Origin of the sequence: Parabacteroides sp. AF48-14 (genome assembly GCF_003477465.1) — a bacterium.
GTDB lineage: Bacteria > Bacteroidota > Bacteroidia > Bacteroidales > Tannerellaceae > Parabacteroides > Parabacteroides acidifaciens.
The window spans coordinates 87,685-105,122 of record NZ_QUDI01000005.1 but is presented as its reverse complement, the minus strand read 5'-3'; the positions used below and the strand labels follow the sequence as shown (position 1 = coordinate 105,122).

The following is a 17,438-nucleotide window of genomic DNA, read 5'->3' as shown; positions in this document are numbered from 1 at the left end:
TTTTCCGCAAAATCCGTTTATCTTTGCGAAGGAGATAATAAACACAAATATGGAGAACGACATTCCTAAAATAGACCTTCCCGAGGATTGGATCATCGGAAATCTTACTCACAACGATATCGGCTTGCTCAGCCTGTATGTCAATTATCCGTGCCGGTTGAAAGCGGAGATATTCGTGCTTTGCATGCAAGGGGAAATTGAAGCCTCTGTCAATCTGACGCGCAAGCAGGTGAAGCCGGGCAGCTTTATCACGATATTGCCGGGTACGATCTTACAAATCCACAAGGTAGAGGGGGATTTACAGATCTATTTTATGGGATTCTCGTCGGATTTTATCGAACATTCCAATATCGGTAAATCGGCAATGGATATGCTTTATGCAGTCAAAGACAACCCGATCATCGAGTTGAAAGAGCAGCACGCACAACTGCTGAAAGACTACTTCTCATTGCTTCTTAAAACATACGAGGTTTGTGGCTCCCGGTTAAACAAAGATATTCTGAACCACCTTCTGTCCGGAATACTGATGGGAGTGGGCGCCATGCACAAGGACAAAATCCAAAGCAAGGCAAACATATCCAAAGCCGAACAGATCAGCAAGAACTTCAGCCGCCTGGTGATGCAGAACTATACCACGCAACGAAACGTTGCGTGGTATGCCAAAAAGCTTGGCATAACTGCGGCACACCTCAGTACGATCGTCAAACAGACAACCGGTAAAACCTGTGTCGAGATCATCACCCTGATGGTGATTATGGATGCCAAAACACAGTTGAAATCGACAAACCTGAGCATCCACGATATCGCCTATTCGCTGAACTTCACCAACATGTCCTTCTTCGGCAAATATTTCAAACGCAATGTCGGAATGGGACCGTTGGAATACAGAAACAGTTAGAAGATATCGCTTATTTTCAATGTCCTTATTCCATACCGGGGGATGGAGAACGTGACGGATGAAGCTTTGTTCTTTTTGGACACAGCTAAATCCCCCGCCGGACGTCCGTCCAGTTCCACCAGGCAGGCCTTCATGTCTTCCACCGAGAAGGTCAGCGTTTTGGGGGCTTGATTTCCTTGTGCATTAAACAGGCGGATATACAGATCATTTCCCTTGCAGGTCATGGACACCAGCTCGTATGCATGATCTTCTATCCGGAAGAAAGAACCGGAGTCGGGAGAAGAATCGTCGGTAAGGGTTGCCAACAGCGGTTCACTGCGCCGCTCGCTCCAAGTCCACAGGCGGCTCTTTTCCCATGTGCCGGTGTGGGGCATGATAGCGTAGGTGATCTCCGTTGGACGGGTGATATCATAGTCCCTTCCCCAAAGACCTTTTCCGGCATATTGAAGATCTAACGAGAGCGGGAAATCCTGTCCGTGTGCATAAGAGGTGGTATGGTCGGTGAAAAGAGCCAGACCGTACGGCTTATTCCGGCTTCCCAAATCGACCCAGTTCAGGATAAGGTTGTTCTTGATACTGTCCCACCGGTTGAAGAAAGTGTTCTCCAGACGGCTTTCGCAAACATCGAAAGGCGCATTCTTATAAATCTGTTGTTCCGGAAGGTTGACAGGGAAATGCACTAACAGCTTGTAGCGGTCATCATAAAAAGCTTTCCGGGGATCTTTCGAATCAAACGGGATACCCGGTTCACCGATATGCGGATTGCCTTTCCAATCTAACTTCACACGCATCTCGATACGCGGATCGCCCTGCACCAGGCGGATGGTTTGCGTAAACGGATGATTGCCGATCCGGCCCTCTATCGCAACAGTGGCAAACAGGGTCCTTGTTCGACTATCCGGACTTTTGCCGGCTGTTCCGTACTGGAAATAAACCGTCCTTCGTCCACGAAATAACCGCGCATCTCATTGAAACTACGTTCATCCATCCGGTCGACATACTCGTACCCCCGGGCCTTCGCAGACTTCAGGCTGCGTATAATCCCTCCCCGGGACGGGTCGATAACCAAGGCGTATAAATCACTTTCCAGCAGATAGGTACCATCCGCGTTTTGTGTGATCCGGGGACCGTTCGTCTTTGCAGGCTCCGCTTTGCGAAGGGCGTACGAGGCGTAACCGGCAGAAGGGACTTGTGCCCGGAAGAACAACCGGGTATGCCCGTTTTCCGTAACCAACTGAGCAGGATAGGTCTTGCCTTTTCTGTCGGCTACCACCCATTTGTCACTTGCCCAGGCGCCGGGGACCTCGACGGAGACGAGCTCATCGCGCTCTGTCGCTAACGTGTTATAGACACGCACGGCCGTCTGTCCCTTTTCGGTCATCAAACCGAACGCTTCCCGGATGACCTCGCGGCTGATCCGGTTTGTCGAAGCGGTCCAGTCCGTGACTGTTTCCGCCCAGTTCTTGTTATCCTTTAAATTATTGTACGGGACAATCCAGCAATCGTGGTGTTGCGACAACAGAAGTGTCCGCCATCCTCCGTCAATCCGTTCGGCAGGCCATTCCATGCCTTTATACAAACGTCCGTAAGCCGCCATTTTCTCAGCCTGCACGATTGCGTTTTCCGAGGTGCGTACTTCCGTTGCCAGGCGTTGCATGACCTGGGTTCCCCACATCAAGCCGGGCAAGAAATCTTCCTGCGTTGCGTGCCAGTCATCCGTAGTCGTTCCGACAGAACAGTTCCGGATATAATCGCGCCAGGTCTTATAGGCCGTCGGCGTGTAATAGGCGGAAGTATCCCGTCCCAGCCAGGGCCCGTTATCCCAACCATGGCTCCAGGCAGCATCCTGGATGCACATTCCCACCGGATTCCCGATACCTGCTGCCAGGCATTTACGTATATATTCTTTCGAATTGTAGCTGGCAACAGATGTCCAAGTCGAGTTGGGCGACAAATTCTCGCAGGCATAGCGGGGAACAGTGAGTAACTTCGTTCCGTCCGGTCCCACCCAGTTCACCAGTTCCCCACCGTAAGCATTGACATATCCGCCCCACATCGTGTTCGGGTTCTTGGTGGAAGCGTACGAAAAACCGAAAGACTTCAGGATCGTGGGCAGACAGCTCGTGAAGCAAGGCTCTTCAGCCGAATAAGTGGTGAATACAGCTTCCGGAAAATGTTTCCGTATCAGCTGCATCCCATATTCAAACTGCCGGATCGTGCTTTCGCCCGAAGTGCCGAAGAAATAACTTTGCGCATACGTCGGATTAACATATTCGATCCGCCCGGTCTCCACCGACTGGTCTTTGAACAAGCGCTTAAAGGCGGTATATCCTTCGGGGTCACGTTGCTTGACCACGTCCCACGACTCCGGTTCGATCTCGAGGTTCACGTGCCAATCCGGATTCTGGCGCAACTTGAGGGCGATAAAGGCGGTCTGTCCGACCGGATAATGCCCGTAGATTCCACCATGATATCCGTCTATAAAATAGGCTTGCTGGGCGGATACCCAACCGGGGATCAGAATCAGGACGACGAGCAGTGCAATTAGTTTTTTCTTCATGGCCTATTCCTGTTTAATGAGATGATTTCCGGTTTTATAGCGTCTCCTGCCTCAACTGTTCGACAAACTTATCGATGCGCTGCAACTCTTTCGGTATGTCGATCGATTGGGGACAATGCTCGTTGCATTGGTCGCACCCGACGCAATGATCGGCCTGGCGCAGCTTCGGCACGCTACGGTCGTAACCCACCAGGAAGGCACGGCGCGCTTTCCGGTAGTTCTCGTCCGTCCGGCTTTTCGGGACATTTCCTTCGTTCACACACTTATTATAGTGAAGCAGCACAGCCGGGATATCGATCGCATACGGGCATGGCATACAATACTTGCAGTCGTTGCAAGGGATTGTCGGATATTTGATCATCAATTGCGCCGTCTCTTCCAGGAAGTCTTTTTCCGCATCCGTCAGCGGGACCAGCGGGGAGTATGTACGGATATTATCCTGCAAATGTTCCATATAGGTCATACCGCTCAATGCCGTCAGGACCAGTTCGGGAGAACCGGCAAAGCGGAAAGCCCACGAAGCAACGCTGTCCTCGGGACGCTGCTCCTTCAAACGCATCATGATATGCTGGGGAACATTCGACAGGCGGCCACCCAACAACGGTTCCATGATAATGGCGGGTATATTCCGTTTTTCCAACTCCTGATACAGATATTCGCCGTTTACATTGTTTCCCGTGGCATGACGCCAGTCGACATAATTCATCTGTATCTGCACGAAGTCCCAATGCACCGTGTCGTGCAAAGCCAGCACTTCATCAAAGACATCCGGCTTTCCGTGGAATGACCAGCCCAAGTGGCGGATACGTCCCGCTTCACGTTCCTTCATCACGAAGTCGAGCATTCCGTTGTTGATGTAACGTTCGTTGAACATCTTCATCCCTCCGCCACCGATCGAGTGGAGCAGGTAGTAATCCAGATAGTCCGTTTGCAGTTCGCTCAGCGAGCGGCGGTACATGGCAATCGAGTTCTCGCGCGTATAGTTCGAGAAGTTAGACAGTTTGGTCGCCAGATAATACGATTCGCGCGGATGACGGCTCAGGGCGATCCCCGTAGCTTTCTCCGACCAGCCCTGCACGTAGACGGGGGCCGTATCGAAATAGTTCACACCATGGGCAATGGCATAGTCGACCAGTTCGTTGACCGCATCCTGATCGATCAGATCGCCTTTTCCGTCGGGAGAAGGGATTGTCGGCCAGCGCATACAACCATAGCCCAGCAGGGAAACCTTATCATCTCCCAAGCTGGGGAACGAACGGTACGTCATCTTGTCGGTCGGGACAGGCGAAGAGCCCTTGCTGCCGGAACCTTTTTGATCTTTCGGGGCACAGCCGTAAAGGGCGGCTGTTGTCGTCGCAGCCGTGATACCTACGATATTCAGAAAATCACGGCGGTTGATATATTGATCTTTCATAGATTTATTCTTTAAAAACGGATTATATAACTCGATGCCTTTCATGGCCTTCCACATAGATAGCCGTCAGCGGGCGCGAAGGACAAAGGTTCTCGCAAGCGCCGCAACCGATGCATCGTTCGACATTGATAGCCGGTATCTTCAAGGATTTCGGATCGGCAGGGTCGGATGCCACCATCTCGATCGCATTCGTCGGACAATGGCGGGAACAGTTGCCGCACTCGACACCGTCGGTGATCGGCACACAGTTAGCTTTCACCCATACGGCATGGCCGATCTGGACAGACGACTTATCCTCTTTCGTGATCGGCAGGATCGCACCCGCCGGACATACTTCGGAGCATTTCGTACATTCGGGACGGCAATAGCCGCGCTCGTAAGACATCTCCGGCTGCATCAGGGTCATCAGGCCACCGGAAGGGCGCAACACATGGCTGGGACAGACCGAAACGCACAACTGGCAAGCGGTGCAATGCTGTCTCATGTTGCGTATGCTTTGTGCACCGGGCGGGACGATAGGCGTCAGCCGTTCCTGTTCTTTCCGTTCCTTGATCGGCGCCAGTCCGCCGTCTCTTTTCATCTCGACCTCTTCCGCCTTTTTTTCCTGCGCTTTCAACGCACCGCCCATAAGCACGAGGGCTGTTGTCGACAAGGCTCTGCGGCGGGAAAGGTTTGTTTTGTCTTCCGCTGCCGGTTGGTCCGTTTCCTGCTTCTTCGCTTTCCATACCGGAGCATACGAAAGCGCATTTTTGCGGCAAACATCTAGGCAGTTCATGCAGACAACGCAACGGCTGCCGTCCACTTTATGCTGCTTGCCGTCGATACAGGCTGCCTTGCATTGGCGGGTACAGAGGCCGCAACTGTTGCATTTCTCCGTATCGATCGTGATGCGATAGAGGGAAAAGCGGGAGATGAAGCCCAACACTGTCCCCACCGGACAGATCGTATTGCAGTACGTACGCCCGTTCCGCCAGGCCAATACGAAAAGCACGACCACCGTAGCGACCGCAACCAAAAGCGTCGGCAGGCTCTTCATCCAGACATCCACCTCGTAGAAAGCGTAGCTGTCCATCCGTTCCGCCAGATAGGCTAACAAATTGTTTCCCCACATCCAAAGCGGCTGGAGCAAGCTGTTGGCAATACGCCCGTAGGCACTGTAAGGCGCCAGCAAAGCGACAAAGGAACCGACCCCGGCTACCAAAGCCACCACAAAAACGGCCAGCACTCCATAGCGCAACCAGGAAAGCGCAGGCGAATAGGAATAGGGCAACTTCTTCCCTATCCTGCCGAACCTCGCTATCACATCCTGAAAAACACCTAACGGACAAATCACGGAGCAGTAAATACGTCCGAACACCAGCGTCAGGAGAATTAAAAGTAACACAACACCCACATTCAAAGCCAGCACGGCAGGCAAGAACTGGATCTTGGCAAGCCATCCGAACCATCCGTGCAACGTCCCCGTAAAGTCGAGGAACAGTAGTGTGATAAGCACGAAACACAACGTGGCCGCCATTAGTCTAATCTTTCTTAACATCGCGTATCTCATTATTGGTTAAAAATATAACTACAAAGATGCAAAAATTCTACTTTACATATACACAGGCACTTCACTAAAACGAAAAAAAGGTGGATCATCGCGAAATGCCGCTCAGTCGCTCACCAACCACGACTTGAATTCGGAAGCCTTGTTCTTGCTTACATAGATACGTTCGGGGACTTCCACATCCAGGGTCACCAACAGACGGTTATCGAACCAGACCGTTATGTCGGAGATGCTGTCTCTGTTGACGATAAACTGTTTGTTCGCCCGGATAAAATCCGCCGGATCGAGTGAAGGCATGATCTGTTCGAGTGTCTTGGAATAAGGATATTGCGTCCCGTCTTTCAAATAGATGCATGTGCTTTTGTCGGAGGTATAGAAACAGGAGACCTCTTTCAGGTTGACCGGCAACAGCTTGTCTTTATAGGGAATCAGCAGTTTATCCTTGTATTTGGGGGCAGGCGCTAACCGTGCCAATTGGGACAGGTATTGAAGAATATCCTGCCGGTTCAGCTTGCCGTATTTGGCCAGTGCATGCCGGATGTCTTCCACCTTTATCGGTTTCAGCAAGTAATCGATACTGTTCACCTTAAACGCCTCTATCGCATAGCGGTCGTAGGCGGTCGTGAACACGATCGGCGTCTCAAGCTCGATCTTATCAAAAATGTTGAACGCCGAGCCGTCCGACAAATGGATATCCATAAAAATCAGCTCCGGGGCAGGATTCTCCTGAAGCCAGTGGACAGTCTGCGTGACGCTTTCCGTATTCCCGGATATCCGGATATCCGGCGCCACCTCTTTCAATATATCCACCAGGTTCTCATAAGCAGCAGTTTCGTCTTCTACAATCAATACTCTCATACGACTTTCATTTTAAAGGAAGATAAACGCGGAAGGTCTCTTCTGTGGACTCTATCCGTATCTGCCTGTCCATCAACAGAGCAAAACGGCTTTCCAGGTTCTTCAGCCCGGTCCCGTTCGTATCGGGGATGGATAGCTTCGGATAGACCGGATTCGAGACGACCAGTTCGTCCAGTTCGTTGAGCACAATCGAAATCTCCATCTTATGCTCGCTATCTATCGTGTTATGTACAACCACGTTATCGACCAATGGCAACAAAGAAAGAACGGGCAACATCAGCCGGTCCTTCCGTTCCTCATCCACCCGGACGGAAAAGACCAGTTTGTTGGCAAAGCGGACTTCCATCACATATTGGAAGGAAAGCATAAACTCCAGCTCCTCCCGCAAGGAGACCAGTCCCTTCCTGTCGCTCTGGAGGATATACCGGAAGATGTCGGACAACTGATAGACATACATCAGCGTCTTCTCGTCATCCTTCTTGCGGATCAGAGCGGATATCCCGTTCAGCGAATTAAAGAAGAAGTGCGGGTTGATCTGGTTGGCAAGCGCGTCACACCTGCTCTGGAGATTTTCGAAACGCAGGCGCTCGATCTCCGACTCCTTTTCCCGCTGCCTGGAATAGAGCATCGATATATATCCGATAAACGTACAAAGGAAGCAGGTCACGAAAAACTGGAAGATCAGGATGCTACCCAACGCATCCGTATGAATCCCCATGGAAGAGACTCCGTATGAAACAGAGGCATAGATCAGATAGCAACCAGCGAAAACAGGAAATTACGCATCAGTCGCTGCCGGAACAGGGCGGCCGGCATCTTCTTCAGATTATAGTGTATCAGAAGGCAGATCAGCCCCCAAAAGAAAAAGAAGCGGTAGACAAAAAACGCAAGAAAGCCGGCATGTTCGGATGCTTTGAGGAATCTCAGCTCCCAGGGAATACAGGCGATGTTGGGATATACGATAAACACCGCACTGATCAGGCCGACCAGTGGAAGCTTCCGGGTAATATAAATATCGAACGAGTCCATAACATCTTCTTTTCAGTAACAAAGGAAAAGAAAATAATCATTACTTTACCTGCTTAAAGAAGGAAAACGAAAAAAAGAAGCATAAAGACGAAGAGAAAGAAAATTCTTACTGTCCCCATGTCTCCCGGTCCAGGTTACGATAGTTGATTGCTTCCGCCAGATGGCGTGCTTCAATACTTGGAGAGGCTTCGAGGTCGGCAATGGTACGGGATACTTTTAGAATACGGTCATAGGCCCGGGCAGACAAGTTGAGACGTTGCATCGCCACTTTCAGCAGGGAGAGGCCGGCAGCATCCGGCACGGCATATTCGTGGAGCAGTTTGGAGGTCATCTGCGCATTGCTGTAAATGCCTTCGCAACCGGCAAAACGCTTTTCCTGAATGGCACGGGCTTGCATCACCCGTTCACGGATCGCTTCGCTGGATTCGGAGGGACGCTGTTCGGATATCTTCTCAAAGGGGACAGGTACGACTTCTATCTGGATATCGATACGATCCAACAAGGGACCGGAAACACGGTTCATATATTTCTGGACAGCTCCCGGTGAACAGAGGCATGGACGATCGGGATGATTATAATAACCACATGGACAAGGATTCATAGAGGCCACCAACATAAAGTTTGCCGGATAATCGACAGAGAAACGGGCACGGGAAACCGTGATCGTCCGATCTTCCAAAGGCTGCCGCATAACTTCGAGAACACTCCTGTTGAACTCCGGCAGCTCATCAAGAAACAAAACACCGTTATGCGCCAGACTGATCTCCCCCGGCTGGGGAAAAGCGCCTCCGCCAACCATTGCCACATTCGAAATCGTATGGTGAGGGGAACGGAACGGACGTTGTGTCATCAAAGAGGTCTCCAGACCTATTTTTCCGGCGACTGAATGTATTTTTGTTGTTTCCAGCGACTCCTGTAAGGTAAAAGGGGGTAAAATAGATGGGAGGCGTTTGGCAAGCATCGATTTTCCGCTGCCCGGCGGGCCGATCAGGATCAGATTGTGGCCACCGGCTGCCGCCACTTCCATCGCACGCTTTACGTTTTCCTGTCCACGCACATCCGAAAAATCAGATTCAAACTGCAACTGGCGGGCGTAGAACTCTTCGCGCGTGTTGACAACAGTTGGTTCCAAATCCCGCTTCCCGGCAATAAACTCGATTACCTCTTTAATTGTAGAGGCGCCATATACTTCCAAATCATTGACAACAGCCGCTTCCCGTGCATTCTGCTTAGGCACGATGAAGCCTTTGAAACCTTCCTCCCGGGCCTTAATCGCAATCGGAAGTACTCCTTTGACCGGTTGCAGGCTACCATCAAGCGACAGTTCACCCATCATCAGAAACTGGTCCAGACGAGAAGCATCCAATGCTTCTGCAGCGGCCAAAATACCGATTGCAAGTGGCAGGTCATACGCAGAACCTTCCTTCCGAATATCGGCAGGAGCCATATTAATCACGATACGGTTACGGGGGAATTTATAGCCACTCACCTGAAGGGCTGAAATGATACGTTCATGACTTTCACGGACAGCTACATCCGGAAGACCTACCAAAAAGAATTGGATACCTTTTGTGCAATTCACTTCGATCGTAACGATCGTTGCCGATATACCCTGCACGGCGGCAGCATAAGACTTGACTAACATAGTTAAGAATTTTGAATTATAAATTATGACTTATAGACTAAGAATCAATGAATAATAAATCCATTATTCTATTAAGTTTTCCAGTGTGTGCTTGATCTCCATTCCATTATCCGTTTTCAGAATAATTTTCCCTTCTTCATCAATCAAGAAGCAACGGGGTAGAGCACTTACATTATATAAATCGACCAACATAGCCGCTTGTCCGGCTGAGTCAGTAACCAAATTCCAATCGATACTGTCTTTTGCAAGGACTTTACGAACTTCACTCTGATTGTCATCCAAACTAATCAACAACATATCCACTTTGTCCTTCGGATATTTTGTTGCGACTTTATCCAAATACAGATCTTCCGTCTGGCACATATCGCACCAAGGAGCCGTAAAGGCAAGCAATAAATATCTTTGGGGGAAAGAATCCAGGCTAACAGGCGCTCCATATATGTTTTTCACATTAAATCCCGGAGCTTCTGCTCCTAAAGCTGTACGCTTTGCCCGTGCACTATATTCCTGTAACTTCTGTACCAGATAGAAATCTTTCAATTTAGGATTCAACACAGCCAGCAGTTCATCCATCCGCCTTGTATCATCCGGATGCATAAAATAATTCTGGATCAATATCACAGAAGCTTCCTCATCCGGATATTTCTTAACGGCAGCTGCGACTTCCTCACTCAACAAATGATTCACATTCGCCAGACGAGAAGCGACATCTGTCTCTTCTATCGTATTGTTAACGCTCTCCTTTCCTCTATTATGAAGTTGGTGAATCAGATCAGCCTGCTCTTTCAACAAAGAAGCCAACTCTTTTTTTATGGCTGAAAGACGATCGTTTATGTGTCCTCCTTTCACGCGCAGCATAGTCGGGTAATTGGCATCACCGGTAATTGTCACCTTCTCCCCTTTTTCAGGATAAACAGTGACCCAATGTGTCTTATCCTCAAAGAAAATTGTGACTTCCCGGAAATCACCTTGTTTTCGTTCTATCAGGAATTGACCCGGTTTCTCGCAAATGACAGTGTCTACCGCCTTTATATCATCATTCTCAAAAACGGCATATAAGGTCTGATCTTCCAGATTGGTCAGTTTGCCCTCTATCCGGTAAGCAATATCTTCGCCACATGATGACAAAGACACAATAATTCCTACGATCAGCAATAAACGTTTTATCATTTTATACCTCACATCCCACATTAACAGATAATTTGGTGTAAAGATAGAAATAGATTTTAAAACATCCTAACATTTGTGCTAAAATTAATGTATATATACAAAAAAAGCGCAGAACCGAAGTCCTGCGCTTTATAGTCGTTATGTATGTAATTACAATTTCGGACCAGCAGCAACCAGCTTCTTACCAGCTTCGTTACCTGTAAACTTAGCAAAGTTCTTGATGAAACGACCAGCCAAATCTTTAGCTTTTTCGTCCCACTGAGCAGCGTCAGCATAAGTATCACGCGGATCAAGGATATTCGGATCAACACCCGGCAATTCTGTCGGTACAACGAAATCGAAGTACGGGATAACTTTTGTCGGAGCTTTGTCGATTGAACCGTCCAGGATAGCATCGATGATACCACGAGTATCGCGGATAGAGATACGTTTGCCAGAACCATTCCAACCAGTGTTAACCAAATAAGCCTTAGCACCAGTCTTTTCCATCTTCTTAACCAGTTCTTCAGCATATTTTGTCGGGTGCAATGACAAGAAAGCAGCACCGAAGCAAGCTGAGAATGTAGGAGTCGGTTCAGTGATACCACGTTCTGTTCCAGCCAATTTAGCTGTAAAACCAGACAGGAAGTAGTACTGAGCCTGTTCCGGGTTCAGGATAGATACCGGAGGCAATACACCGAATGCGTCAGCAGACAGGAAGATAACCTGTTGTGCGTGCGGGCCTTTAGAAACCGGTTTAACGATGTTTTCGATGTGATAGATCGGATAAGAAACACGAGTGTTTTCTGTTACGCTCTTATCAGCGAAATCGATCTTACCGTCAGCAGCAACTGTAACATTTTCCAGAAGAGCGTCACGTTTGATAGCAGCGTAGATATCCGGTTCGCTTTCTTTATCCAAGTTGATAACTTTAGCGTAGCAACCACCTTCATAGTTGAATACACCTTCGTCATCCCATCCGTGTTCGTCATCACCGATCAACTTACGTTTCGGGTCTGTAGACAAAGTAGTCTTACCTGTACCAGACAAACCGAAGAAGATAGCAGAGCTTGTACCTTCCATGTTTGTGTTAGCAGAGCAGTGCATTGAAGCGATACCACGCAACGGGTTCATGTAGTTCATGATAGAGAACATACCTTTCTTCATTTCACCACCGTACCAAGTGTTCAGGATAACCTGTTCTTTAGTCTTCAGGTTGAAAACTGTAGCAGTTTCAGAGTTCAAGCCCAGTTCTTTGTAGTTGTCAACTTTTGCTTTAGAAGCGTTGAAACATACGAAATCAGGTTCTCCGTAGTTAGCCAGTTCTTCAGCTGTCGGGCGGATGAACATGTTAGTTACGAAATGTGCCTGCCATGCTACTTCCATGATGAAACGTACTTTCATACGAGTTGCTTCGTTAGCGCCACAGAAAGTATCGACAACGAACAGACGTTTGCCTGACAATTCTTTTACAGCTTTAGCTTTCAGATCAGCCCAAGCTTCTTCAGAACAAGGCTTGTTATCGTTTTTATATTCTTCAGAAGTCCACCATACAGAATCTTCGCTGGCTTCGTTCTTTACGAAAAATTTATCTTTAGGAGAACGACCTGTATAAACACCAGTCATTACGTTTACAGCACCCAGTTCAGTTACCTGACCTTTTTCAAAGCCTTCTAAACCTGGTTTTGTTTCTTCTGCGAACAGAACGTCATAAGACGGATTGTGAAGAACTTCCTTCACGTCTTTAATTCCGTACTTGCTTAAATCTAATGTAGCCATCTTGTAATTAATTTAATTGATTGACTTTATATAACTTTTTCTCTCTACTCTATTAAAACCACAAGGCTCATCATCATTGTTTTTTTACTTGCTGTTCCCTCGCCTTGTTAATCGCGGTACAAAAGTAATACAAATTTTCATAGTACATACCGTATTAAGGAAATTTTTCAGTAATAATTACACTTTTCCAGGCTGTTAACATTAAACCCCGTCATTTTGCAATCTATAGTTTACAAATCAGACCTTTTCTTGAAAAATTGCATCGTGTTTACCTGCATTTAGATCATCAACGATACGATAAAGTACAGCTTTCATACAAGAAAAGCTGCAAACCGCCGGATTATTTTTCCGGCGCCTGCAGCTTCGTATTGTCATTTGAGATAGGGTTTCTTACTTCACTTCCCAGATTTCTCCGCTCATCAGGAAATCCTGCAGTTTGCGGGTCGGGGTCTTAGCTTGGACTTCAGCGATCTGCTGATGGACAGCTTCATCATAAGTCGGGCCTCGACATCACGGATCACACCTAAAGCAACCGGCATATCGCCGCTCATCATGGCAAGCATCATGTGCAAAGTGTTATCTTTTTCATGTGCATCGTGTACCAGCACATCGTCCAGTGTATAACCATCCTGTCCGATTGTTACAGCTTTCAGCTTCAGACCTTCCAACACAATACCTTTTTCGTTGTCCTTACCGAACAGCATCTTTTCACCGTGACGCAGGAAAATCGTACGGTCGGCACGAAATTCTTTGTCGACAATCTTTTTATGGATACCATCGTTGAAGATCACGCAGTTTACGAGCACTTCCGTAACGGAAGCCCCTTTATGGCGGGCTGAAGCAGCGAGCACTTCTGTCGTATTCTTCAGATCCACATCGATCGCACGTGCAAAGAAGTTACCGCGGGCGCCCAATGCCAGTTCTGCCGGCACAAACGGGTCTTCCACTGTTCCATAAGGAGAACTCTTGGATACAAAACCACGGTCGGAAGTCGGTGAATATTGTCCTTTCGTCAGACCATAGATCTTATTGTTAAACAAAACGATGTTCAAATCGATGTTACGGCGTACGGCATGGATAAAATGGTTACCACCGATAGCCAGACAGTCTCCGTCGCCGGTAATCAACCAGACGTTCAGGTCCGGGCGAGCCGTCTTCACACCGGTAGCGATAGCGGCGCCACGTCCATGAATGGTATGAAAGCCGTATGTATTCATATAATAAGGTAAACGGGAAGAACACCCGATACCCGAGATTACAGCCATATCATGAGGAGCCACTCCTACTTCGGCCATTGCTTTGTGCAAGCAGTTCAACACGGCATGGTCTCCGCAACCCGGACACCAGCGTACATATTGATCGCTCTTATAATCTTTCGGTTGAAATTTTACTTCTTCAGTTGCCATCTTTTAAGCCTCCAATATTTTCGTGAATTCCTCAACTAATCTCGCTACGACAAAAGGTTGTCCCTTTACGCGGTTAAAACGGTACGGATTGAATCCGGCCACCCGCCCACGCAGGTAGTTTGCAAACTGGCCGTTGTTCTGTTCGGCAACAACCACTTTCTTATATTTACCCAGCACTTCAGCAGTGTTCTTAGGCAACGGACTGATAAACTTGAAGTGAGCCAAAGCCACCTTCTTTCCCTGTTCCTGCATCGTTTCCATTGCTTCGTACAGGTGTCCGTATGTTCCGCCCCATCCGACGATCAACAGGTCGGCATCTTCATCACCGATCACTTCTACATCAGGAATATAATCGGCAATCTTATCAATCTTGGCTTGACGGGTGTTAACCATCTTCTGGTGGTTAACCGGGTCAGTCGAAATGGCGCTTGTTTCGTAGTCTTTCTCAAGACCGCCCAGACGGTGCGCAAAGCCTTCCGTTCCGGGGATAGCCCAATAGCGAACCAAACTATCCTTATCGCGGCGATAGGCTTTCCATACCTTTTCGCTTGCGTCGTAGTTGGAGACATAATTCGGCTTGATTTCCGGATATTCATCCAGGTTCGGCAACTTCCAGGCGGAAGAACCGTTTGCGATGAAAGCGTCTGTCAACAGGATAACCGGAGTCATATGTTCGACAGCCAGTTTACCGGCCCAATAAGCAGCATCGAAACAGTCTGTCGGCGTGGAGGCAGCAATTACGACAACCGGACTTTCACCGTTACGTCCGTAAAGCGCTTGCATCAAGTCGGTTTGTTCGCTCTTGGTCGGCATACCCGTAGAAGGACCGCCACGCTGTACGTCGATGATAACCAGCGGCAATTCGGCAATAACAGCCAGACCGATCGCTTCACTCTTCAGCGCCAGACCGGGACCGGATGTTGATGTGGCAGCCAGACAACCTGCAAAGCTGGCACCGATGGAAGTACAGATACCTGCAATCTCATCTTCTGCCTGTACAGTAACGACACCTAAATCTTTGCGTTTCGACAATTCATGCAGGATATCGGTTGCCGGTGTAATCGGGTAACTTCCCAGGAACAGCTGCAAGCCTGCCTTTTCGGCTGCTGCAATCAGACCGTAAGAAGTAGCCTTGTTTCCGTTTACATCGGTATAGAAACCCGGTTCGGCTTTCTTACTTTCGATACGATAGGTCGAAACCGAAGCGTGGATATTATGTCCGTAGTTGTAACCGTCCGTCAACACCTTGATGTTAGCCTGAGCAATTGCCGGTTTCTTGGCAAACTTATTCTGAAGCATATGCATGGCTTCTTCCAGCGGACGTTCGAACAGCCAACAAACCAATCCCAATGCGAACATATTCTTGCAACGGAGCGCAGACTTATTGTCCAGACCAAATTCAGCCAGACCGTCTTTCACCATTGTCGAGATAGGAGCTGCCACAACCTGAACACCTCCGAGTCCCAGTTCCTTGAACGGATCGTCTGTCGTAAACAGCGCTTTATCCAGGTCACTCTTCTGGAACGAATCGGTATCGATAATGACGATAGCATTGGGCTTCAAGTTCTTTACATTTACTTTCAGCGCAGCGGGATTCATTGCCACCAATACATCCGCCTTATCACCGGGAGTAAAAATCTTACGGGATCCCAGATGAACCTGGAAACCTGATACGCCACTTAGTGTTCCCTGGGGAGCACGTACTTCTGCCGGATAATCGGGGAATGTAGATATTTCATTCCCAAAAATAGCCGACAGATTCGAAAAGATTGTTCCGGTTAACTGCATTCCGTCCCCGGAGTCCCCGGAGAAACGGATGACAACCTTTTCCAGAGTTGTTACTTTTGTCTGTTCTGCCATAATATAATTTATTAGCTTAATCGCCTGTTTATATTTAAGATTCCCGCAAAGTAAAGCATAAACTTCGCGAGTTCAAAACTTTTAAGGGTTAAAACGCAGACAGGTATAGATCGATGTTATTAGAAGATAGACCGAATCTATTGGAAACGTAGTTGTTAACGGGCTTCCCGCAATACATATACACGCCGCTTTTGAACCCGGGATCACTCTTGACCATTCCCTGCACGGCACCGGCGTCGCCCAACTGGAAAAGCATCGGAACAAAGATATTGCTCAACGCCATCGATGTGGTACGCGCCACATAGTTGCTGATATTCTGCTTGCAATAATGCAACACGCCATACTGCTCGAAAATGGCCGGATCGGAAGGGCAAAGACAGCAGGTCGTCTCGAAGCAACCGCCTTGGTTGATCCTGAGATCGATGACCAGCGCACCGCGCTTCATAGTCCGGATCATATCTTCGGCAATTATATAGCGGTGGCGGGAATTTATATAACGCATTGCCCCGATTACCACATCTGCGCTGCGGAAAGCGTTCTGCAAAACATTCGGGTGGAAGGTGGAAGTAAACAATCCCTGTCCCAAAACCTGCTGGATCGTCCGAAGCTTATTGATATCGTCATCGAAAACTTTCACAGAAGCTCCCAACGCCATCGCAGCACGAGCGGCAACGGTCCCGGCATTGCCGGCCCCGATAATCACGACTTCCGTCGGAGAAACGCCAGGTATGCCTCCCAATAAAATACCCTTTCCTCCCTGCGTATTGCTCAACAGCTCGGATGCAATGGAAATGGAGGCCGTCCCTTCAATCTCTGAGATCACATTCAACACCGGACAGCACTGCGTTTCGTCCGCCAGCAGCTCGTAAGCAATCGCCGTAACCCGTTTTGACATCATGAGCTCGAAAGCTTCCTGTGAAAAGACGTTGAACTGGACAGTGGAGAACAACGTAGCTCGCTGTTTCATCATCGCCACCTCAGCGGCAAGCGGCGGCAATATCTTCAGGATAACATCCGCCTGATAGACTTCGGCCGGCGTCGCCACAATTTCAGCACCCGCTTCCGAGTAATGATTATCAGAATAGTTGATTCCTAACCCGGCCCCGGTTTCGACCAGGACATGATGCCCGCGATCAGTCAGCATATCGACAGCTTCCGGAGTCAAAGCCAGACGCCGTTCGTCTTCTACCCGCTCACAGGGAATACCTATCAGCAAGCGATTGTTTACCTTACTGAGTTCTTTCAATAATTCCTGGGGAATATAAACTCCCTGTCCTTGTTTGCCTACTGTCAT

General features: G+C 48.7%; 11 protein-coding genes and 2 pseudogenes. 1 reads left to right on the top strand and 12 read right to left on the bottom strand.

The genetic code is table 11. From position 1 onward, the window contains the following. Nucleotides 1-49 precede the first annotated feature (49 nt). The gene (locus tag DW083_RS03865; protein ID WP_122331493.1) at nucleotides 50-898 is read left to right on the top strand and encodes an AraC family transcriptional regulator; all 849 of its coding nucleotides are present in this window, start codon (nucleotides 50-52) and stop codon (nucleotides 896-898) included. Here the strand turns inward: DW083_RS03865 and DW083_RS22550 are convergent. The 12 genes and pseudogenes from DW083_RS22550 to DW083_RS03810 all read right to left on the bottom strand — a co-directional run bounded on the left by DW083_RS22550 (nucleotide 895) and on the right by DW083_RS03810 (nucleotide 17,438). Next, nucleotides 895-1,722, bottom strand: a complete 828-nt coding sequence (locus DW083_RS22550) for a hypothetical protein (RefSeq protein ID WP_370038686.1) — start codon at nucleotides 1,720-1,722, stop codon at nucleotides 895-897. The two genes, DW083_RS03865 and DW083_RS22550, sit on opposite strands and share 4 nt — an antisense overlap. A gap of 35 nt (nucleotides 1,723-1,757) precedes the next feature. Beyond that, a complete protein-coding gene (locus DW083_RS03860; RefSeq protein ID WP_233551749.1) occupies nucleotides 1,758-3,458 on the bottom strand; it encodes a hypothetical protein in 1,701 nt (566 codons plus the stop codon). 34 nt (nucleotides 3,459-3,492) lie between these two features. Beyond that, the gene (locus DW083_RS03855) at nucleotides 3,493-4,872 is read right to left on the bottom strand and encodes an aldo/keto reductase (RefSeq protein WP_115498309.1); all 1,380 of its coding nucleotides are present in this window, start codon (nucleotides 4,870-4,872) and stop codon (nucleotides 3,493-3,495) included. Nucleotides 4,873-4,894: 22 nt separating this feature from the next. Further along, nucleotides 4,895-6,409 carry a 4Fe-4S binding protein gene (locus DW083_RS03850; RefSeq protein WP_122331492.1) on the bottom strand — a complete coding sequence of 505 codons (1,515 nt, stop codon included), beginning with the start codon at nucleotides 6,407-6,409 and terminating at the stop codon, nucleotides 4,895-4,897. Nucleotides 6,410-6,523: 114 nt separating this feature from the next. Beyond that, nucleotides 6,524-7,276, bottom strand: a complete 753-nt coding sequence (locus DW083_RS03845; RefSeq protein ID WP_122331491.1) for a LytTR family DNA-binding domain-containing protein — start codon at nucleotides 7,274-7,276, stop codon at nucleotides 6,524-6,526. A 7-nt stretch (nucleotides 7,277-7,283) separates the two neighbouring features. Then, nucleotides 7,284-8,305, bottom strand: a pseudogene (locus DW083_RS03840) (sensor histidine kinase). A gap of 106 nt (nucleotides 8,306-8,411) precedes the next feature. Beyond that, nucleotides 8,412-9,950 carry a YifB family Mg chelatase-like AAA ATPase gene (locus tag DW083_RS03835; protein ID WP_115498305.1) on the bottom strand — a complete coding sequence of 513 codons (1,539 nt, stop codon included), beginning with the start codon at nucleotides 9,948-9,950 and terminating at the stop codon, nucleotides 8,412-8,414. A 63-nt stretch (nucleotides 9,951-10,013) separates the two neighbouring features. After that, nucleotides 10,014-11,120, bottom strand: coding sequence for a TlpA disulfide reductase family protein (locus DW083_RS03830; protein WP_199659135.1), 1,107 nt, complete (start codon nucleotides 11,118-11,120; stop codon nucleotides 10,014-10,016). Between the two features lie 150 nt (nucleotides 11,121-11,270). After that, complete coding sequence (pckA, locus tag DW083_RS03825) at nucleotides 11,271-12,878, bottom strand: phosphoenolpyruvate carboxykinase (ATP) (protein WP_115498303.1); 1,608 nt, start codon at nucleotides 12,876-12,878, stop codon at nucleotides 11,271-11,273. A 390-nt stretch (nucleotides 12,879-13,268) separates the two neighbouring features. Then, nucleotides 13,269-14,284: pseudogene (locus DW083_RS03820) on the bottom strand (2-oxoacid:ferredoxin oxidoreductase subunit beta). Nucleotides 14,285-14,287: 3 nt separating this feature from the next. Beyond that, entirely contained in the window at nucleotides 14,288-16,144 is a 1,857-nt protein-coding gene (locus DW083_RS03815; protein WP_122331489.1) for a 2-oxoacid:acceptor oxidoreductase subunit alpha, read from the bottom strand. Nucleotides 16,145-16,232: 88 nt separating this feature from the next. Next, nucleotides 16,233-17,438 (bottom strand): alanine dehydrogenase, encoded by a 1,206-nt coding sequence (locus tag DW083_RS03810; protein WP_122331488.1) that lies wholly within the window; start codon nucleotides 17,436-17,438, stop codon nucleotides 16,233-16,235.